Genomic DNA, 20,533 nt, shown 5'->3' on the forward strand with positions numbered 1-20,533 from the left:
TTGACTGCAACCGGACAACGACAGCGCGGATTGATTGCGGTAATCTGCCGAAAACAGACGTCGGGGGGACGGCGGTGACTGAGCAGGTTCTGAATATTCGTGCGTTCGTCGCCGGGCATCTGAGCGTCGCCTTCCATCAGAACGCCATTCCGGCCATCAGCGAGATCGTCATCGAGAACGCGTCGGAGATCGACGCGACCGATCTACTCATCGAGATCGTCAGCGAGCCGGCCTTCGCGCGGCCCCTGGCCATCCGCATCGAGCGGATCGCTGCCGGCGGCACCCACCATGTGAGGATGCCGGATCTTCCCCTGGATGCCGGCTATCTGCGCGGCCTCGCCGAAGGCGTGCGCGGTTCGCTCTCGTTCCGGCTTGCCGCGAATGGCGTACCGGTCGCGACCGAGATCGTCGAAATCCAGCTCCTGCCACCGGCGCAGTGGGGTGGCGTCGGCGCCGCGCCCGAGATTCTCGCCGCCTTCGTCCGCCCGAACGACCCCGCCGTCGACGCGGTCCTGCGCGATGCCGCAACCCGCCTTGAGCAGGCGGGAAAATCCGGCGCCATCGACGGCTACACGAGCGGCCGCAAGGAGCGGGTCTGGGAACTCGCCTCCGCGATCTGGTCAGCGCTGGCTGCCCGCGGGATCGCCTATGTCCTGCCGCCGGCGAGCTTCGAGCGGACCGGTCAGAAGGTCCGCGGGCCGAGCGATGTCATCGAACGCCGCGTCGGCACCTGTCTGGACATGACGCTTCTCTACGCTGCCTGCCTCGAGCAGGCCGGATTGCATCCGCTTGTCGTGCTGACGGCAGGACACGCCTTTGTCGGCCTGTGGCTCAAGGACGAGGGATTCCCCACCGCCGTGGTCGACGACGTGCAATTGCTTCGCAAGCGTCGCGATCTCGAGGACATGCTCTTCGTCGAGACAACGCTGCTGACACAGACGCCAGCCGCGCGCTTCGCGCATGCGATCGAAAAGGGCAACCGTCAGGTCGACGAGGATGCGGGCGCGCCGCTCGAACTCGCCATCGACATCCAGCGCAGCCGGTCGCGCGGCATTCGCCCGCTGGAACTCGGCGAGGCGGGCACGCCCGCGCGACCGCTCACCGACGCGCCGACCAGCGTTGTCGGCCTCGAGGAAGCACCTGACTTCGTGCAGGAGATCGTGGTTCGCGAGGAAGAGGATCCGACCGTCGACCGGCTCGAGCGCTGGAAGCGAAAGCTGCTGGATCTGACGCTGCGCAACAAGCTGCTCAACTTCAAGGATACACGGAAAGCGATCGCGCTCGACTGCCCGGCTCCAGCCGCCCTCGAGGACATGCTGGCCGGCGGCGAGCGGTTCAAGCTGCTCGGTCGCGCCGAGGTGCTGACGGGGGCTGACCAGCGCGACGCCGGCCTCTTCGAGACGCAGCGCCAGGATGACGGGCGCCGGTCCTTCCTGCTGCACGCGCTCTCGCAACGGGAGCTGCATACGGATCTCACCGACAAGGAACTCGACGCCCGGCTGACCGATCTCTACCGCCTGACTAGGACGGCTTTCGAGGAAGGCGGCTCCAACATCCTGTTCCTGGCTTTCGGCTTTCTCAAATGGTCCGCCAAGGAGGGAGCGGCTCCCTGCCGCGCGCCGCTGATCCTGATCCCTGCCTCGCTGCAGCGATCGAGCGTTCGTGCCGGCTTCCGGCTCGCGCTGCATGACGAGGAGCCGCGTTTCAACCCGACCCTCCTGCAGCTGCTGCGGCAGGATTTCAGCCTGCGGATGCCCGAACTCGAAAAGGACCTGCCGATCGACGATACCGGACTTGATGTCGACCGGATCCTGCAGATCGTGCGCACCCATGTTCGGGATCTTCCCGGCTGGGAGGTAACGGCGGACGTCATGCTGTCGACGTTCTCCTTCACCAAATTCCTGATGTGGAAGGATCTCGTTGACCGGACCGAGCTTCTGAAGCGCAACCCGGTCGTCCGCCACCTGATCGACACGCCGAAGCACAGCTACGGCGATTCCACCTCCTTCCCCGAGGCGCATGACATCGATCGGAACCACCATCCGGTCGATGTGTTCGCGCCGCTCTCGGCGGATTCATCCCAGCTCGCAGCGGTGCTGGCCGCCGCTTCCGGCAAGGATTTCGTCCTGTTCGGACCGCCGGGAACGGGCAAGAGCCAGACCATCGCCAACATGATCTCGCAATGCCTGGCGCTCGGAAAGACGGTGCTCTTCGTCTCGCAGAAGACGGCGGCGCTCGAGGTCGTGCAGCGACGGCTGAAGGCGATCGGGCTCGGCGAATACTGCCTGGAAGTTCATTCGACCAAGGCGCAGAAAGCGCAGGTTCTCGGCCAGCTGAAGACGGCCTGGCATGAGCGGGCTGCGCCGGATGCCTCGCAATGGCAGGAAGCGACAGCGGAACTCGGCCGGCTGCGGGACGAGCTCAATGCGCTGGTGACGGCACTGCATCATCGTCGATCGAACGGCATGACCGCCTATCAAGGCTTCAGCCAGGTGATCGGAACACGCGACCTCATCGAGGACATCGTGCTCGATTGGGGCCCGCGGGAGCACACCCCCGCCGAGCGCGACGCGCTTGCCGAAATCGTGCGCAAGCTTCGAACCGACATGGGAGCGATCGGCAACCCCGCCCAGCATCCCCTGCAAGGGCTCGAGGTCGTTTCCTGGACGCCGGCCTGGCGGACGCGCATTCTGGATGCAGGCAAGCATTACGTCGCGGCCGCCAACGCGTTCGAGGGCCTCGCGGAACACTTCGGAGCGACCGTCGGCCTGGCTGTGCCTGGGGACGCGGCCTCGCTCGGCGCTCTGGAGGCACTCGGGGCCGTATTGATCGATCCTGTTGCGCCGCTGGGGTCGCGCCTGCTCGGACCGGAAGGCGACGCGCTGGCCTCCGCCCTCGCCGCGATCGAGGACCTGCAACAGCAGGCGCTCGCCCCGACACGGCGGCTGCAGAGCGATTATGCGCCATCGATATTTGGCGAAGACCTGGCGGCGCTTCGCGCGGAATGGACCGAAGCCAGCGCTTCGAATTTCCTGGTCCGCGGCAGCCGGCAACGCAAGGTGCGCGACAAGCTGCAGGCCTTCGCCAGCAAACCGGTCGGCGAGGATGTCGCGCGCGAGCTGATCGCCCTGATCGAACTGCGCGACATCATCGAGAAGGTGAACGAGGCTTCGGCGCCGTTGCGTGCCGCCGGCCTGAAGGCGAATGGCCTCGACGTCGAGCTGGAGGGCCTTCGCGCGGCCCTTGCCTGGTCCGAGAGCGCGCGCTCTGCCGCGGCCCGGATCGCCGGCCCGCTGGCGCTCCGGCCGGGAGACATCGTCGGCCATGTCATCATGCTGCTGCGCGATTATCGCGACCTGCTGGCAGCGGGCGGCCAGGCGCATTCCGCCTATCAGGCCTTTGCCACGGGACTTCGCGAGCTCGCGACGAGGGAGGCCGAGCTCGCCGACCTCGCGGCGCGACAGACGATCACGGAGCCGGGCGACGCCTGGCCGGGCGATGGACCGCAAATGGTTCAACGCTGGATGGCCAGCCTCAACCGCATCCAGGACTGGTGTCACTGGAACGCAACCGCCGAAAGCGCCAGGCAAAGCGGGCTGCGGCCGATCGTCGACGCCGTCGTCGCCGGACGGATCGCGCCCGACGCGGTCGAGGCGGCGTTCCGCGGCGCCTATGCGCGCTGGTGGATCGACGAGATCGTCACCAACGATCCCGTGCTGCGGTCTTTCTCGGTCACGCGCCAGGAGGATGCCATCGCGCGCTTCCGCGCGGCCGACGAGCGCGTGTCGGAGCTCGCGAAGCAGATCGTCCGCGCGCGGCTGAAGGGCGACATCCCGCCGCCCACGGCCTTCGGTGCCGATCCCGAATGGGGGACGCTGGCGCGCGAACTCACCAAACGAGCGCGCCATCAGCCGCTCCGGCAACTCTTTGGCACGATACCGACCGTGCTGACCCGGCTGACGCCCTGCGTGATGATGAGCCCGCTCTCGATCGCGCAATACCTGCCCGCCGACAGCCGGCCCTTCGACGTCGTCATCTTCGACGAGGCCTCGCAGATTCCGGTCTGGGACGCGATCGGCGCGATCGCGCGCGGCAATCAGGTGGTGATTGTCGGCGACCCCGAGCAATTGCCGCCGACCAGCGTGGGCGAACGCGGCATCGACGAGATCGAGGACGGCACCGACGTCGCCGACCAGGAGAGCATCCTCGACGAATGCCTGGCCTCCAACATCCCGCCGCGCCGGCTGACCTGGCACTACCGCAGCCGGCATGAAAGCCTGATCGCCTTCTCCAACCAGGAATATTATCGCGGCCAGCTGATCACTTTCCCGTCCGCCGTCACCGAGGACAGGGCGGTGCGCTACGTCCATGTGCCGAACGGCGTCTACGAGCGGGGCGCGGGTCGAGTGAACCGCGAGGAGGCCCGCGTGGTGGTCGCCGACATCGTGCGGCGACTGCGCGAACCGGATTTCGAGCGTGGCCGTTCCTCGCTCGGCGTCGTCACCTTCAATGGCGAGCAGCAACGCCTGATCGAAAATCTCCTCGATGCGGAGCGTCGCAACCGGCCTGAGCTGGAGCTGTTCTTCGATCCGAAGCGCTGGCACGAACCCGTCTTCGTCAAGAATCTGGAGAATGTTCAGGGCGACGAGCGCGACGTCATCCTCTTCTCAGTGGCGGTCGCGCCCGATGCGAGCGGACGCGCGGTCGCGACCATCAGCTCGCTGAACAAGGAGGGAGGACACCGCCGCCTCAATGTGGCGATCACGCGAGCCCGCAGGGAAATGGTCGTGTTCGCGACGCTGCATCCCGACCAGATCGACCTCTCCCGCACGGCCGCGCGCGGCGTGCGCGATTTCAAGCACTTCCTGGAGTTCGCCCAGCGCGGGACGCGCGCGCTGGCCGAAGCCTTCGTCTTGACGGGAGGCGAGACGGAATCTCCCTTCGAGGATGCGGTGAAGAAGGCGCTCGAAAGCCGCGGCTGGATCGTCCATACGCAGATCGGCGTCTCGGGCTTCCGCATCGATCTCGGCATCGTCGATCCCGATGCGCAGGGACGCTATCTGGCCGGTGTCGAATGCGACGGGGCGACCTACCATCGTTCGGCCACGGCGCGCGACCGGGATCGCCTGCGCGAGAACGTGCTGATGCAACTCGGCTGGCGGATCCGGCGGGTCTGGAGCCCGGATTGGTGGATCAACGCGCCCGCCGCCTTCGAACGGCTGCACGACCAGCTCCTGTCCGATCTTGAGGCCTCGCGAGCGGAACGGGCGGCGCGCGAGGCGGACGTCACGGCGGCACCCGAGCCCAACATCGAATCGCCCTCGATCGAACCGCTCGCCATCGATGCGGCCGAGGCAGGCGCCGAAGCTCCCTATCCGACGGCAACGGATGTCCTCACGCACTTCGAGGCGCAGGAAGGGCCGGCAGACTTCGATGAACCGGACCTTCCGCCGCCGCTGCCGCGATCCCCGTCAACCGCGACCTACGCGGCGCCGCCTCCCTCGCTGGCTGCAGCGCCACAGGTGCCGGCGGCCGGATACCGCCAGACCGACCTCCGCGAGGCCGGCTTCGAGCCGGATGGCGAACGGTTCTACGATCCCGCGCACCAGTCCGCGATCCGGGCGATGGTCAAGCATGTCATCAGCGAGGAGGCGCCGATCTACGCGGACCTGCTCGTCCACCGCATCGCGCGCGCCCACGGCTTCTCCCGGGCCGCCAGCCGAATCCGCGAAACGGTGCTTGCCGCAGCAGGATCCGCCTATCCAAGAACGACGGATGACGCGCGGATACTGCTCTGGCGCCACGACCAGGATGCAACGGCGATCTTCGCCTTCCGCGGTCTCGCCGAGACGCGCGACCATTCCGACATTCCGATCATCGAGCTGGCCAGCCTGGCGCAGCTCTATCTGTCGGAAGGGGCCGATCGAGAGGAGGCCGTGCGACGGATGGCGCAGGAGCTGGACCTCGGCCGCCTTCGCGCCGCCACGCGAGAGCGCCTGGAACGCGCGGTCGACCAGGCCGAGAAGGCGGCGTCCGCCTGAGGGCGACGCCCGATCAGCCTTTGCGCGAACCAAGACCAATGGCGCGGTCGAGCGCCAGCTGACCGCCGCCATAGACGGCGAGCGTCAGCGCCATCGCCGCCCAGGGCAGATGGAAATTGGCCCATCCCTCGGGCACGGTCAGCTGGATCACCGCCGTCATCAGCAGGATGCCGAGGGCCGCGAAGCGGGTGCCCAGGCCGAGCACCAGCAGGATCGGCAACACGATCTCGCCGATGCCGGACAACGTCGCCATCAGGATCGGCGCCGGATAGGGATACGCGTTGCCGAAGATGTGCATGCTGAACTCCTGCGTGAACAGATAGCGCGCGCCATTCGACAGCGTCAGGAAGCCATCCCACTTCGTCAGCCCCGACTTGAAGAACGGCACCGCCAGCGCGAAGCGCAGCGCCAGCAGCGGCAGCGCCTCGGGGATCGCGGCGACGATCGCCTCGATGCGCTGCACGATGCGCCAGGGCGAGAGCCCGGGGTGCGTCGACGTGTGATCGATGCCGGTCATGTCGGATCTCCTTGCGAGGGGCTGCCGGCAAAGGCGCCGAGCGAAGCCAGGCCCAGAAGCGCGTGGCCGAAATCGAAGTCGGGGTGCCGCGCGAAAGCGATCGCCGCCGCCTCGCCGAGCGCCTCGCCCCGGAATACCGCATTGGCAAAGACGCCATCGGCCGTCGGCACGACATGCACGCGGACATCGAAGACCGGCCGGGTCACCAGCACGCACTCTGGAGCCATCGCCGCCACGGAGCCGACGGCCTCGGCCTGATGCGCCTGCCAGATCGTGCCGATGGCGAAGTCAGATCGCGCCAGGGCGGCTGCCGGGTGGGGTGACAGCCGGACATGGGGCAGTCGTTCCGGCGCAATCGCCAGCAGCCGCTCCACCGGAAGCGGTGTGGCATCGGCGGCGTGATAGGCGCGGGTCCAGATAGCCTCGAGCCGGGCCGTGTCGGCGAGATAGGGCAGAGCGGCGGCCGGGGCAAAGCCGGCTATGAAATCCGGGAACGTGTCGCCATAGGCAAAGATCAGCGGCGATTGCGGCAGCGATGCCGTGAGGAAGGCGCGCGCCATGGCGTTGAAGAACGCGTCGCCGACCAGCCGCCGCACCACCGGAAATCGCTCGCCAAGCGCCCGCGACAGGCTGGCGACGACATTGTTGCGATAGATGGAAAAGCGGGTCGCGTCGGGCTCGCCCCGGGCGCAGGTCACGCCCCTGGGCACCGGCAGGGACGGATCGAGCAAGGCGGCGGCAAAGGCGCTCTGATCCATGGTTCATGCCCGCCTTGCGAGGCGCGCATCGCGCCGGGACGTCGCCGCATCCAGCACGGCTTCGGCGCGCGCGGCTTCCGCCAGCAGCACCGGGAAGGCAGGCACGTCATTGTCCCACTCGATCAGCGTCGGCAGCGGACCGGCGCGATCGATGGTGTGGCGGTAGAGCGCCGAGACGTCATCGCTCACCTTCGAGCCATGCGCATCGATCAGCAGCCGGTCGCCGGCGCCGTCCAGGGTCTCGTCATAGCCGGCAAGATGGATCTCACCGACGCGCTCGACCGGAAAGCGGTCGATATAGGCGAACGGATCGGCGCGGTGGTTGACGGCCGAGACCATGACGTTGTTGACGTCGAGCAGAAGACCGCAGCCGGTCCGGGCCGCGACGCGCTCCAGAAAGTCGACCTCGTCAATCGTGCTGTCCTCGAACAGGATATAGGTCGACGGGTTCTCCAGGAGCATCTGCCGGCCGACCGCCTGCTGCACCTGATCGACATGGTCGGCGACGCGGCGCAACGTTGACCCGGTATAGGGCAGCGGCAACAGGTCGTTGAGGAAGCCGCCATCATGCGTCGACCAGGCGAGATGCTCGGAAAAGGACTGCGGCCGATAGCGGTCGATCAGGACGCGCAGCCGCGCCAGATGGGCCGGGTCAAGCGGCCGCTCGGCGCCGATCGAAAGGCCGACGCCATGCAGCGACAGCGGATAGCGGGCGACGATCTCGCCCAGCGCCCGATGCGGTGCGCCGCCATCGCCCATGTAGTTTTCGGCATGAACCTCGAAGAAGCCGACATCCGGCTCGGTATCCAGGATCTCGCCGACATGCTCGGGCTTGAGGCCGAGCCCGGCGCGCGCTGGAAGAAGGCGGGTGGAAGCTGTGGTGGCGTTCATGATGTCGGCCCTGAGCTTTCGAAGCGACGGAGCCCGACGCACCGGGCCCCGTCGCATTGGCGGATGGGAAAGCGACGGAGCGGCCTCCCGTGAGGCCCGCGTCGCGCCTACATCGGCTTGAGCATACCCTTGTGGCCGTTCACCTCCATCGAGGCGCAGGTTCCGGCCGGGACGGCCTTCCAGGCATTGGCCTGATAGTCCTTGGTCGAGGTTCCGGCGCAGGTGGTGCCGGCACCGGCGGCGCAATCATTCTGACCCTTCAGGGCGATGCCGTAGCACTTCTCCATGCCGACCATCTTTTCAGCCGGAAGCGGGGCGGCATAGGCCGCGGTCGCGAAAGCCGAAACGAGCGATCCGGCAAGAGCGAGGGCAAGGGTCTGGCGGTTCATGACGTTCTCCTGTGAAGGTTGGGAGGAGCGCTTTCTGCGCCCCATGCCGTCGACTTCGGGAGGCGGGCATGGTTCGTTACAGGCGCGATCGAACACGGTTTCGTGATGGCGCTTGCCGGCGGTTCCGAGATATTTCGCCAGCGTCGTAACAATGGACGCATAAGGCCGAAGAAGAGGGATGACAGGCTTGACGAGGACGGACGACGCCGAACTCGCGCGGCTTTTCAGGGCGGCCATGGCTGGCGATGAAGGCGCTTATGCCGTCTTTCTCGAACGCGTCGCCCGGCATGTGCGCGGCTTCTGCCGCCGGCGCATCGTTCATGCCGGCGTCGAGCCGGAAGATGTGGTGCAGGAGACGCTGCTGGCGATCCACCTGAAGCGTCACACCTGGCGTCAGGACGAGGCGGTGATGCCGTGGGTCTATGCCATCGCCCGCTTCAAGCTGATCGATGCGTTTCGGCGGCGCGGCCGTCATGTCGAGGTCGATATCGACGATTTCGCCGAGACGCTGGCCGAACCGGAAAAGGAAGCCTCGCTGGCGCGAGATATCGACCGCGCGCTGGGCGGGCTGGCGACAGTGCAGCGCAATGTCGTCGCCTCGATCTCGGTCGAGGGGGCGACGATCGGCGAGACGGCGCATGCGCTGGGCATGACGGAGAGCGCCGTGCGCGTGGCGTTGCATCGCGGCCTGAAGGCGATCGCCCGCCGCTTTGTGCAGGATTGAACGGAACGGACATGGAAACCAACGATCTCATCAAGGCGATCGCCCGCGACGCCGCCGCGCCCCGGCTTTCGCTCGGCCTGTTGCTGCTGGGCGCCTGCGGGCTGGCCAGCGTGATCGCGGCGGTCGTGTTCTCCACGCTGCTCGGCCCACGTCCCGATTTCGCGGAAGCCGCGCATACCGCGCGCTTCCTGCTGAAATTCGTCATCACCGCGACGCTGGCCGTGACGGCGTTGTTCCAGGTCGCCGAGCTGGCGCGCCCGAATTCCCGGCCCCGCCGTCGCGGCGCGCTGCTCGCCATTGCGCCGGCGATCCTGCTCGCCGCCATCCTGATGGAGATCGCCACCATTCCCACCGCCGAATGGGGAGCGCGGCTTGTCGGCACCAACAGCCTGATCTGCCTGACCATGATCCCCCTGATCGGGCTGGGTCCCCTCGCCGTGCTGCTGGCCGCGCTGCGCCATGGCGCGACGACGCGGCCGGGCCTGGCCGGCGCTGCCTGCGGCCTGCTCGCCGGCGGGCTCGCGGCGACCTTCTATGCTGCTCATTGCTTCGACGATTCGCCGTTTTTCGTCGCCACCTGGTATTCGCTGGCGATCGCCATCCTGACCCTGGCCGGCGCCGCGGCCGGCCGCCTCGTCCTGCGCTGGTAGCCGACCTGAACGGTTGCAGCGATCGCCAGTGAATGTCGGTCGCGCAGACCAGTCCCGAAATGCCGAGATCGGGGCCCGCCGGATTCCGTCGAGCCGAGCAGGCACGAATAGGCCCCCGCCTCACAAGGAAGGGCGAGCGGCAAGAACCCAACAATGTTCATGAAGTTAGATGGCGGAGAGGGGGTCCGCCATATATATGAACTAGATTGTCTCAGCCAATCTCTTGGCCTTCCACTATTGACCAATTTTTCAGGCATTTCGGACAGATCGCACCCTCGCCCGCGCTTGATCGATCTCAATCAATATCGCAGTCTCTGATGGGCTGAATGATGGTCTAGTGAGGGGCGCATGAAGTGCTGACAGACGTGAAAGCTCGGAAGCTGGAGCCGAACAGCAAGCCGATGTCCGATGGTGCGGTGGCTGGTCTCTACCTCTTCCCGTCGACGAAGGTGGGAATGGGTAAGTGGATCTTCCGATATGTTTCTCCACAAACCGGAAAGCGCCGCGATATGGGGCTGGGCCGCTATCCGGATGTCCCAATCCGGGAAGCCAGAACAGCGGCTCTGGAAGTCCGACGCTTGCTCGATAGAGGTTTGGATCCTTTGGAAGTGCGTCGCGAGAATGCGGCCAAAGCGGCGGCTCCCCTGGTTCCAACTTTCGAAGCTGCAGCGCAACAGGTTCATGAGGACATCGCGCCCGGCTTCAAGAACGAAAAGCACGCCGCGCAGTGGATCACCACCCTTGAGCGCTATGTGATTCCACGCCTCGGCAACGTCGTCGTCACGGATCTCAGGGCGGCCGATTTCGCTGAGGTCCTGCGTGACATCTGGTTAAGCAAGCCGGAGACGGCATCACGGGTTAGGCAGCGTTGCGACAAGGTCATGAGCTGGTGCGCGGCGCGTGGTTTCATTGTCGCCAGCCCGGTCCCGGTGGTCGACATGCTGCTCCCCAAGCAGCCGGGCAAGCGCGAGCGGACCAACCACCATCCTGCGCTCCCCTGGCGTGATATCCCGTCCTTCGTGGCAGCGGTTCTGCATGCTGGCAGACCGACGCAGAGCAAGTTGATGCTAGAGTTCCTGATCCTGACGGCCGTCAGATCGGGCGAGCTCCGCGGCATGCGATGGGAAGAAGTTGATTGGGAAAAGCGGATCTGGACGATCCCGGCGTCGCGTATGAAAGCCAAGGTTGCTCATCGCGTGCCGCTTAGTCAACGGACGCTCGAAATCCTCGAATACATGAAAGGCGCGCACGAACCAGCACCTGATCAGTTGGCATTCCGCTCCCGGACCGGCGGGCCGCTGAGCGACATGGCTCTGACCAAGCTGCTTCGAACCCACCAGGTGCAGAGTGACACGCCCGGTCGCATTGCTACGGCCCATGGCTTCCGCTCATCATTTCGCGACTGGGCCTCTGAGAACAGCTATCCGCGTGACATTGCCGAACGCGCGCTGGCCCATACCGTTAGAGATGCGACAGAAGCCGCCTATCATCGTACTGATCTCCTCGATCAGAGGCGAGCAATGATGGAGGCGTGGGCGCAACTGCTTGCATAACTAAAGAAATCCGTCGAAGCTGCCACCAATGCACCTCCGCAGGCTGGTTCTAGTGGAGGGCTGACCTGGCGGCGGTGCGGGCGGCGTAGCTAGCCTGGGTCACGCAGCAGCCCGTAGGCGAGGAAACTATCCGTCGTCACCCAATTGGGTTGTGCCCCCGAATTTATCGGTCATCCATGAACCCGCCGAATGAACGGCTTCGCTCGCCCACTTCGCCGTCAACACCCCAATTCTGGCGGGCGAATAGGTTGGACGATGGTTGGGATATGCACTGCACTGCTTTCTCAACTGTCACCTCGTGAGCTTTGTTGACGTAGAGCCGCCTTCGATCTGGTATAAATTGGGACCGCTGGCTGGCTTGAAGTGCGCACCTCAAAATTCGACATGAGATCATAGACCCGCTAGCCTCCCTTGACTGCGTCTTTTCCAGGGGGGCTATCGAAAGCGACACGGCCAATAACGTGGCCATGGGCGACATCTACCGCTTCGGCGCCACGCTCATGCAAAAAGTCATTGTCAGGTCGCCCACACGAGCAGACGACACGAGCTAAAGACCCGACCGAAATTCGAGGATTGTTCGTCCAGCCATCCGGCGGACCGATCTCTTATGCAACGACGCTCGCCATGGGGCCGACTGCCGAATGAACGCGGACTACAACACAACTTGGCCGCCCTCGTCTGCCAGAGCGCGTTTCAATTAGCTAGCCCGACTATCTGATTACCTGCGCTATCGACCCGCATCTCAAGCGATTTATATTTGGAGAAAAGGTATGCAGTCGAACTGCCAAGCAGAAACGGGTAGATATCTGGGCTAGACTTAATATTTTCCACAGGGATCGCGCGGCCGTGATACCGCAGACATGCTTCGGCGAGCCAAGCAGAAACTGTCGATCCTTTCAAATCCATCGGCTTATTGCGCTCAATGCGCTTTCCTTTGTCTGTGCGCTCGATGGCACCCCAGCTGGCCTGCGATTGCAAAACCATGTTTGTCATACGACGAGTGCCTTCCCGTTCGCCGTAGAACTCGGCCATGCGTCGGTGGACCTCTGCGGATGTGCAATCGCCCTGGAGCGTTGTTAGTCTGCCAACAATCTCCGCCACCTTTCCGAAGAAGGGGTATGTGGCAAGCGCCATTCCCCATGTCAGTGCGGTCACAGTGGTCTCTGGGCCATCGGAAAAGATTTCAACTCCGCGATTGGCAAATTCGACAAGGTCAGCACGAGGCGCCAGCCAAAGGCGGTTGAGTACCGTCCTAGTCTTTCTCTTCGCTGCTGGTCCGACGTGCGATGACGCCAGCGCCTCGTCGAGTTCATCGAGAGTGCCCCTACCAGCCCGGATGCGAAGTGATACTGAAGCCCAATCGAGTTTAATGAAGCGGTCAAATCCGATTTGCAGTGACGAGGAGTTCATGATGCTGTTCTGTTTATGTTTATCTTGATGAAGGGAACGATTAGTTCCTCGACTGAAATCCCCCCGTGTGCAACTATTTGCTCCCCCTTTGGAACGAACGCTCCCCGCCTACCGGCGTATACCGGCAAGAAGTCTGGCGGTAGCCCAGAACTATTGAGCCGAAACACGTCGATTTCTGACGGCACAGACCCTGCCAGGGGTTCACTGCGGTAGGTCCGCACCCTTTCGCCTCTCAACTCTGACACGACACCCTGGCTGAGACGGCCAATGCCCTCCGCATCGACATTGCCGTGGTCAGCAGTAAGATAGGTTTGATACCCTTGCTTGGCGAGCAGCAGGAAGAGCTTTTCGACGAAGCCGGTTTGGCACCACGCATCTATTTGCCCAGCGATACCTCGCTTTCCCAGCATTGCCCCATGAACGATTTCATCGATCATATCGACGACGATGCCAACAACCTTTGTCGTTGGCCTGCAGACGGCATCCTCTAGCTCGGCCAGTTGCGCCGTCCTCTTCAAGCCTTTCTGATAAACGATCTCTGGCTTTCGAAGGCCGTTCTCCTGCCAGAAGCGGGCCCAGAGAGACGGTTCCTGGGATGTGCTTTCGATCGAGTTCGAGAACTCACGGGGCTTTAGACCTGAAAAGAGAGCTTGTCGTGAGACGGAAGTGAGAGTGGGCAGCCATGCGAAGCACCCGCCTTCTTCCGCTGAAAAGCCAGGTAGACGAGACGCCAAGCGCTCTCGGATTTGGAACCACTGATCCAGTGCCATGCCGTCGAACACAAGGAGCGCAATCCGTTCCTCGCCGGCATTCCGGCGCAGCGCCAGATACCGCGGCACGTGATGAACCATCACTGGCCCTTTCGCCGCCGGGAGCGAGGGCAGATCCGCGTAATGCTGAACTAGCCAGTCCTTCAGACGATCGTCAGCGTCGCGCTGCAGCTTGCGCAGTTGCTGCTGGATCGGCTCGGCAATCTCTGTGCTTAGACTGTTGAAGCGCGAGATGACCTCGCCGAGCCGGCGAGCCAATTCGACCCAGTCGCGATGCGTCGCGTTCGCATCAGGCAGGTCAGCGGCGATCCTCCTAACACCTTCGAATACGAGATTGCCGAGCGAATGGGGGTCCTCAACCAGCCCCACCTTGACCCACTCCGGCAAGTCAGTAGGAGAGTCATGCGCCCCGACAGGCTGAAGAGCCCCTTCGAGGAACATTGTGTCGACGATGACCCTGACGTCGGGATGCTCAAACGGGACTGAAACCTCCGGCAACACCTCTGCCGAGTCGGTCGAAGTACGTTCGTTGTGGACCCCATACTGCGACAAGAAGCGGCCCCAGGCATCCTGTACGGTGCGCACCATGTAGTTCTTTGACGCCAGCAGCTCCGCTATGGGCAGATCGCCGAGGGGCGTGTCCTTCAAAATCCCCGCAACATGCCTCGCCAGCAGATCCGGCAGCCCTGCGCCGCGGTAATGAAGGCGCAAGACCTCTCGCCAGAAATCCTCAGGCCTGCTGAGCAAGTAAGGGCTGATGCGGAAGATGTGGGTCAGGATGAAATCCTTGGTCGCGCCTTCCCCGAGCGGCTGAGTGGCGTGCTTGTTGTGCGCCAGAAAGAGGGTTTCGTGGTGCTCAGAGTCCATTTGCCGGATTACGCCATAGCTTAACCTCGGAAACAGGTCGGCCAGGCTCAGGCTGACCTTACGCCCCATGCGGACATAGTCCCATGGCAGCGTGTTCAGATCAGTCCCACGCAGTTGAAGGACGAGCGCCTTCGACGTTCCTTCCTCGCCGCGATCCCAAGCCGCCCGGTAGCGCTCTTCGTACTCTGTCCTAAAGGCGACAGGGTCCTCGAAGGGCAGCGCTTCGAAACCTCGTTCCCGAAGACCGTGCAAGATGCGCTCATCCAACAGGAGATCATCCGGGTCGCAGGCGATCCAGAAGCGGGAAAGATCGGCAGGAAACTCCTGCAGGATGCGATCGGTCCAGGCGCTCATGATACAGCCCGTGCTGGTTCGCCGACACGCAATAGGAGAACGGCGTTCAAATCGGGCGTGTATGCCTCGGCGGCATCCAGCTGCGCCATGCGGGCGTCATGGTCGGCACGCAGACGCTTGCGACGGTAGTCCCGGACTGTCTGGAGCCCGACCCGGCCAATGGCCTGATGCCGCGCATCGTAGGCGTACTTGGCGCGTTCGCGCTCTTCCTGGATACGGGCCCAGTGCTCCTCCACCATGTCAGCAAAGATGCGTTCGCCTTGGGTGAGAGCGGCATTCTTTGAGCGGTCAAAGCAGCCGTTTGCATCTGCGGCGGCGACGGCTCCGACACTCTCGACCCGTTCCGTCAGAAGAAGATCCCAGATCCGCTTCGCTGTTGGCAGGAAGGTTCGCCCTTCGTCGTTCACGAAGACGGACAGGAAGCGCCGTCGGCTGAAATCATCGGCGGACAGGCTGATCTCCCACAGCGACCAAACGCCCCGGACGCTCTCCGGAAGACCGGAAATCCGAACGGTAGAAAGCGGTTGGCCCGAAACGCAGCGCGGCAGATCGCTGATGACTGCCCGAGCGCGGGGATCTTCAAGCGTCACCCATTCGACATCGGGCCGCTCCTCGGCCGTCCTCGCGTCGAAGCAGACCTTGGCCGACTCGCTGCCGTCCACCCAACGCACCCGCCAAACATCGGCTTCCTTGACGGCATCCCCGCCGCGCGCGGGCAGTCCGGTCGTGATAGCCCGCTCCAGCCAGAACTGCGCTGGGTGGTCCCTCCATTTGCGGGCATCGTCCGCATCAAGCTGGTGCCCATCGGACAAGAGCTCGCTGCTCTTGCGGCATTCGGCGATGGTCGACCGAAGCTGCGACACAACCGCGTCGCATTCGCTTTCGATGGCGTCTGGGTTCTGAAGCCCCTGGACGAAGAGCTCATCGAACAGCGGCTCTGCTTCGACCGAGTCCATCACGTCGGCGGCTTTGTCCACGCCGAACTCTTCGGCGATGACCGCGAGCTTCGTCTCCAGAACCTCGCGCACGCGATGCTCGACCGTGTCCTCAAGGACGAAGTTGATCGCGCGCACCACGTGCGGCTGCCCGATACGGTCGACGCGGCCGATGCGCTGTTCGACCCGCATAGGGTTCCAGGGCATGTCGGAGTTCACGATGACGTGGCAGAATTGGAGGTTCAGACCCTCGCCACCAGCGTCCGTCGAGATCAGAATGCGGATATCTCGGGCGAATGATTGCTGCGCCCGAGTGCGAGCTTCGAGATCCATGCTCCCGTTCAAAGTGGTGACCGAGAAGCCTCGGCTTTCAAGGAAATCCGCAAGCATCGCCTGCGTGGGCACGAACTCGGTGAAGACCAACACCTTCAGCTCAGGGTCATTCTCCTCCTGCTGAAGCTTGTAGATCAGCTCCAGGAGCGCCTCAGCCTTGGCGTCCGTTCCCTGTGCCTCCGTGGCGCGAGCCAGGTCGAGCAGCGTGTCCACCTCGGCCTTTTCCGTCTCCCAGCCCTTGGTCTGGATGGCGAGATCCACCTGGGTCTGCCCGTCCAGCTCAGCCCACTCGTCAACGTCGGCTGTCTCGAATAAGGATGGCTGGAGCTGCGGCTGGTCCAGCAAGGCTTGGCGTTTTTCGAGGGTCGCCCGAATGGCGGCAGTGCTGGATGTCACGAGCCGTTGCATCAGGATCATCAGGAATCCGATGTGCCGCTGCTTCGCGGCCATGGCTTGGTTGTAACCGTGGCGGACATAGTCGGTGACGGCCTCGTAAAGCTTCTGCTGGCTCGCATGGCGGCCCTGCCACGCCACTGGATGGAGGCGGGTCATGCGCGGTTTGAAGAGCGCCTTGCCCTCGGCATCAATCGCGACACGCTTCTCCGTGCGCACGACGAAGGGGCGCACCCGCTCGCTTGAAACGCTGCTCTCGTCCGGGAAGGAATCCAGGTCGAGCAGCTGCATCAGCCGATGGAACTGGTCTGTTTTGCCCTGGTGCGGGGTTGCGGACAGCATAAGCAGGTATGGCGCTGCCTCCGCCAGCGCAGCACCCAGCTTGTACCGCGCGACCTGATCCGTGCTGCCACCCATGCGATGGGCTTCGTCGATGATGACCAGATCCCAGGATGCCGAAATCAGATCCTCGAAGCGCTCCCGATTGTAGGTGCTGAGCTGCTCAAGGCTCCAGCCACGGCGGCCTTCGAGCGGCTTCACCGAGTCGAGCGAGCAGATCACCTGATCATGAAGCCGCCAGAGGTTTTCCTCGTCACTTCGCCATTGGCGGAAGGCTGAGAGTTCGGCGGGTTCGATGAACTGGAAGCTCTCGCCGAAATGCAGCCGCATCTCGGCCTGCCATTGCCGGACCAGCCCCTTCGGCGCCACGACGAGAATCCGCTTCGCCATGCCGCGCAGCTTCAGCTCGCGCAGGATGAGACCGGCTTCGATGGTCTTCCCCAGACCTACCTCATCCGCCAACAGATAGCGGATTCGGTCCCGGCTCATGGCGCGGTTGAGCGCGTAGAGCTGGTGCGGTAGCGGCACGACGCTCGACTGGATCGGCGCCAGCAGGAGATTGTCCTCCAGCGCGTCGAGAAGCTTCGCCGCCGCGGCGGTATGCAGGATCTGATCGACTGTCGGTTGGACCGCGTCGAGCGGGCTCAGATCGCGCGCGCGGGCGCGGACGACAGCATCCTTGCCGGGCAGCCAGACCCGATAGGCGGTCTCGCCCCAGATCTCCTCCCGGTCAACGACACGACAGGGTGCGGCATGCCTCTTATGCCAGCACCACGCGCCGATGCCATGTCCGCCGTCCGCATGCGTCACGCATCAGCCTCCATGCGGGTGAGCGCCTGGTCGTACCAGAGCAGCAGCTTCTCATCCTCCTGCAGCGCCTCCTCAGGGATCTTCTGGGCGAGGCCGATGATGGTCTTGTAGTCCTTCGCCGCCCACGCGGTCTTGAAGCCCGCACGAAGCACCTCGAGCCGGAACTCCTTGAGCTTTCGGCCGAGCGCGGACTTGTAGTTCTCGAACTCCTTCAGCAGCGCCCGCTCGCGCTTCTGCTCCAGGTCCTTCGCCTTGCTCGGATCGGGGACGTACCAGCGGTCCTTGGCCTTTGCCTTTAGCCGCGGGTCATCCTTCTCCAGCCCGCGCAGATCCTTGAAGTTCGTGGACAGGTAGCTGTGGATCTGGCTGGGGACGTCGCCGTTCCCGTCATAGCGGAGGAAATTGTCGGCGAGCAGCGCCGAGAGCTCCGGCCTCTCCTCATGCTTCCGCCAGCCCGCGCCGACTTGGCTGGTGAACCCCGGATGCACTTCTTGATAGGTCGAGGGGCGCTTGCGCAGGAAGTCCATCAACCAGTCGATGGCCGAACGCTCGTCAGAGACGAAAAGCTCCATCTGTGGCGCCTGCGCGGCTTGGGCCCGCTTTCGGTCGTATTCGCTTGCCTGTTCGGGTAGAAATATCATTCCATCTCGCTCTGAAAATCTCTGAGCAAGGCCTTCTTGGAACTCCTGAGAAGAGAGCGGTACGGGCACATTGTGCCTTATGAACCACGAGACCATACGATCGAAAATGATGCGTGGGTCTCGTTCGTTGATGAACTCCAGATTTCCCGACCGCATCTTGACCGCCGGTAGATACCCAAGATGCGTTCTGACAAAGTCCCAGACCGAAGCTTCACTGCCTCCGGTCTTTGTGAATCTTTCTTCAAGACCGCCGTTTGGCTTATATGCCGAGATTACGAGGTCCTGCTTTACGGCGGTTGTAGTTGTTACCGCCTTGAAGCTGCCTTGTTTCTTGTCGAGCGCCGAGATGTTCGCAACAACGAAGCCAGCCTCTTGGAGAGCCGTTTGAATAGCATTCCAGACAGAAGCCTTGGTATTGGAAAACTCGACGGTCATCCAACGGCCCGGCTTCAGTATTCTATGTGCCTCCCGAAAGCACTGCGTCATAAGCTTTCGATATTCATCAAGTCCCTTGCCGTGAGAGTTATTTTCAACCGCTTCGTCTGTCGCGTTCGTCGTCACACCGAGCCAACTTTCCCAAAGAAAGTTCAGCTCAGAGTAGCTAATGTTCGCTCCAAAGGGAGGGTCGAGGAAGATATAGTCGATGGTTTGATCCGGAATCGTCAGCTTGCCACTGTGGCCTGTTGAAATATATTGGTTGCGGATCTTCGGATTATAGGCTCGCGCAATCATGCGCGATTTCTCCGCAAAGGCATTCAGTACATTCTGCTCTCCCTGAAGCGACGGAACATAAAGAGTGCCCGCCGTCCATCCCTTCATAGGTCCTGTGGATTTGTCGAACCAAGCGGGCGCCCTGAAGCGAGACATCTTCGTCAGAACCGAGAAGCAGTCCATCACCGCCATCTTGAGCAGAGACCGGACGTTGGGTTCATAGATTTCGGATTCTTGCAGAATCCTCGAAATTAGCTGAAGCGTTCTTTTCGTAAAGTAGTGATGAGTGTGCGTCATGCCGATTGAATCATTTCGGCGTGCTTCGCGCCCTTCCATCATGCGTATTGCTGGAATACTCTCAGGCACGCTAGCTTCGCTAGCGCGGCGTATCACTTCAAGGTCATGTTCATCTGGTCGCTTCTCGAAGCGAATTGACCCGACGCTGTAGTTGATCAGGACAGGCAGCTGCTTTGCTTGCTGGATGCTTGTGCCGAGATGTCCGTCAAAGGAGCTTGTCCACGCTCTTTCGAGGTCCCTTTTTGCCATCTCATAGGAGCAGTGCGGGCAGCGAAACTCATCGAGCACCTTCTTGCGAGCGTGATCAAGAGCCACGTCCCAGTAGACAACCTCTCCTGCGCACTCTGGACAAGCGAACACATCCGACCAGACCGTATAGTTGATCCTTCCCGTAGCGCCATCAACGTGTTTGGTCTGGTACATCCAGCCCAGCTCATCTTCAGCCTTGTCGACTATTTGACGAACTGCTGAATCAAATTTTTCCAGTGGCGGTGGATTATTGTAGTTATGGGCAATGAAGGTTGCTGCGGGTGAAAGATCTGTAAGGACGGCATGCCGTTTTCCGACCGCCGATATCGGTTGCCAAACCGTCCTCCCATCATCCTGCCGTGCTTCCAATACGGCTCCACTTGCATTGACGCGGTAGCCCAGAGTGGCAATTACGGATGCGTCTGCGCAAAGTTGAGCTGCGACACCCGTCATTCCCGATCCACAGAAGCCGTCGAATATCACGTCCCCAGGTTTCGTATAGTGAAGAAGATACCGAACAATAGCCTTGTGCGGTACCTTCGTGTGGTATCCATGAGCGTTGTAAATCGTATCGTTCTTGCCTTCACTGACGTCAGCAACGAACGGTTCTTTTCCGCGATCCTCAGTGGAGTCGTACTCAGAGCCGAAATAGCTGACGACTTCGTTCAAGAATGGGTTCGGACACGCCGTATAGTAGGGCGGATCCGACATCGCCAAGATCGCCTCATCCGCTCCCTGCGGAAATCCCGCCTGGTTCCGGAACGCCGGATCCTTCAGCTTCTCGGCCAGCAGTCCCAGAAAGTGCTCCCGCCGCGCATCCTCGCTTGAAAAGGTCATGCCAAGGCACTCGACGGGAGCGTTAGCCTTTGTGGTTCTCATCAAATCGTTCATGGCACGCTCC

12 protein-coding genes are annotated in these 20,533 nt (G+C 63.0%); 4 read left to right on the top strand and 8 right to left on the bottom strand.

Features of this window, described 5'->3' with window-relative positions:
• Window positions 1-74: 74 nt before the first annotated feature.
• On the top strand, window positions 75-6,041 hold the full coding sequence (locus tag WFK98_RS16920) for a DUF3320 domain-containing protein (protein WP_336801053.1): 5,967 nt from the start codon (window positions 75-77) through the stop codon (window positions 6,039-6,041).
• A gap of 13 nt (window positions 6,042-6,054) precedes the next feature.
• Here the strand turns inward: WFK98_RS16920 and WFK98_RS16925 are convergent, their stop codons facing one another.
• From WFK98_RS16925 to WFK98_RS16940, 4 genes are all read right to left on the bottom strand, one after another.
• The gene (locus WFK98_RS16925) at window positions 6,055-6,558 is read right to left on the bottom strand and encodes a DoxX family protein (RefSeq protein WP_336801054.1); all 504 of its coding nucleotides are present in this window, start codon (window positions 6,556-6,558) and stop codon (window positions 6,055-6,057) included.
• Window positions 6,555-7,316 (bottom strand): DNA-binding domain-containing protein, encoded by a 762-nt coding sequence (locus tag WFK98_RS16930; protein ID WP_336801055.1) that lies wholly within the window; start codon window positions 7,314-7,316, stop codon window positions 6,555-6,557. Before WFK98_RS16930 ends, WFK98_RS16925 begins: the two co-directional genes overlap by 4 nt.
• Before the next feature lie 3 nt (window positions 7,317-7,319).
• A complete protein-coding gene (gene bufB / locus WFK98_RS16935; RefSeq protein ID WP_336801056.1) occupies window positions 7,320-8,207 on the bottom strand; it encodes an MNIO family bufferin maturase in 888 nt (295 codons plus the stop codon).
• Between the two features lie 107 nt (window positions 8,208-8,314).
• Window positions 8,315-8,596, bottom strand: coding sequence for a BufA1 family periplasmic bufferin-type metallophore (locus WFK98_RS16940; RefSeq protein ID WP_266338945.1), 282 nt, complete (start codon window positions 8,594-8,596; stop codon window positions 8,315-8,317).
• Window positions 8,597-8,774: 178 nt separating this feature from the next.
• Here WFK98_RS16940 and WFK98_RS16945 point away from each other — a divergent pair, with 178 nt between their 5' ends.
• From WFK98_RS16945 to WFK98_RS16955, 3 genes are all read left to right on the top strand, one after another.
• The gene (locus WFK98_RS16945) at window positions 8,775-9,320 is read left to right on the top strand and encodes a sigma-70 family RNA polymerase sigma factor (RefSeq protein WP_442907428.1); all 546 of its coding nucleotides are present in this window, start codon (window positions 8,775-8,777) and stop codon (window positions 9,318-9,320) included.
• 11 nt (window positions 9,321-9,331) lie between these two features.
• Window positions 9,332-9,970, top strand: coding sequence for an NrsF family protein (locus WFK98_RS16950; RefSeq protein WP_336801057.1), 639 nt, complete (start codon window positions 9,332-9,334; stop codon window positions 9,968-9,970).
• 353 nt (window positions 9,971-10,323) lie between these two features.
• Window positions 10,324-11,523 (top strand): tyrosine-type recombinase/integrase, encoded by a 1,200-nt coding sequence (locus tag WFK98_RS16955; RefSeq protein ID WP_336801058.1) that lies wholly within the window; start codon window positions 10,324-10,326, stop codon window positions 11,521-11,523.
• A 693-nt stretch (window positions 11,524-12,216) separates the two neighbouring features.
• Here WFK98_RS16955 and WFK98_RS16960 read toward each other — a convergent pair.
• The 4 genes from WFK98_RS16960 to WFK98_RS16975 are packed head-to-tail and all read right to left on the bottom strand — an operon-like array spanning window position 12,217 to window position 20,523.
• Window positions 12,217-12,933, bottom strand: coding sequence for a hypothetical protein (locus tag WFK98_RS16960; RefSeq protein ID WP_336801059.1), 717 nt, complete (start codon window positions 12,931-12,933; stop codon window positions 12,217-12,219).
• The gene (pglZ, locus tag WFK98_RS16965; protein ID WP_336801060.1) at window positions 12,930-14,924 is read right to left on the bottom strand and encodes a BREX-3 system phosphatase PglZ; all 1,995 of its coding nucleotides are present in this window, start codon (window positions 14,922-14,924) and stop codon (window positions 12,930-12,932) included. Before pglZ ends, WFK98_RS16960 begins: the two co-directional genes overlap by 4 nt.
• Window positions 14,921-17,734, bottom strand: a complete 2,814-nt coding sequence (locus tag WFK98_RS16970; RefSeq protein ID WP_336801061.1) for a DEAD/DEAH box helicase — start codon at window positions 17,732-17,734, stop codon at window positions 14,921-14,923. The genes pglZ and WFK98_RS16970 overlap by 4 nt, the downstream gene beginning before the upstream one ends.
• A complete protein-coding gene (locus WFK98_RS16975) occupies window positions 17,731-20,523 on the bottom strand; it encodes a DNA methyltransferase (protein ID WP_336801062.1) in 2,793 nt (930 codons plus the stop codon). Before WFK98_RS16975 ends, WFK98_RS16970 begins: the two co-directional genes overlap by 4 nt.
• Window positions 20,524-20,533 lie beyond the last annotated feature (10 nt).

Source organism: Kaistia sp. MMO-174, assembly GCF_037147815.1.
In the GTDB taxonomy this organism is placed as follows: domain Bacteria; phylum Pseudomonadota; class Alphaproteobacteria; order Rhizobiales; family Kaistiaceae; genus Kaistia; species Kaistia nematophila.

Bases quoted from the DNA above. Each gene is read 5' to 3' on its own strand.
- WFK98_RS16925 (WP_336801054.1), bottom strand. From the start codon at position 6,558: ATGACCGGCATCGATCACACGTCGACGCACCCCGGGCTCTCGCCCTGG.
- WFK98_RS16930 (WP_336801055.1), bottom strand. From the start codon at position 7,316: ATGGATCAGAGCGCCTTTGCCGCCGCCTTGCTCGATCCGTCCCTGCCG.
- bufB (WP_336801056.1), bottom strand. From the start codon at position 8,207: ATGAACGCCACCACAGCTTCCACCCGCCTTCTTCCAGCGCGCGCCGGG.
- WFK98_RS16940 (WP_266338945.1), bottom strand. From the start codon at position 8,596: ATGAACCGCCAGACCCTTGCCCTCGCTCTTGCCGGATCGCTCGTTTCG.
- WFK98_RS16945 (WP_442907428.1), top strand. From the start codon at position 8,775: ATGACAGGCTTGACGAGGACGGACGACGCCGAACTCGCGCGGCTTTTC.
- WFK98_RS16950 (WP_336801057.1), top strand. From the start codon at position 9,332: ATGGAAACCAACGATCTCATCAAGGCGATCGCCCGCGACGCCGCCGCG.
- WFK98_RS16960 (WP_336801059.1), bottom strand. From the start codon at position 12,933: ATGAACTCCTCGTCACTGCAAATCGGATTTGACCGCTTCATTAAACTC.
- pglZ (WP_336801060.1), bottom strand. From the start codon at position 14,924: ATGAGCGCCTGGACCGATCGCATCCTGCAGGAGTTTCCTGCCGATCTT.
- WFK98_RS16975 (WP_336801062.1), bottom strand. From the start codon at position 20,523: ATGAACGATTTGATGAGAACCACAAAGGCTAACGCTCCCGTCGAGTGC.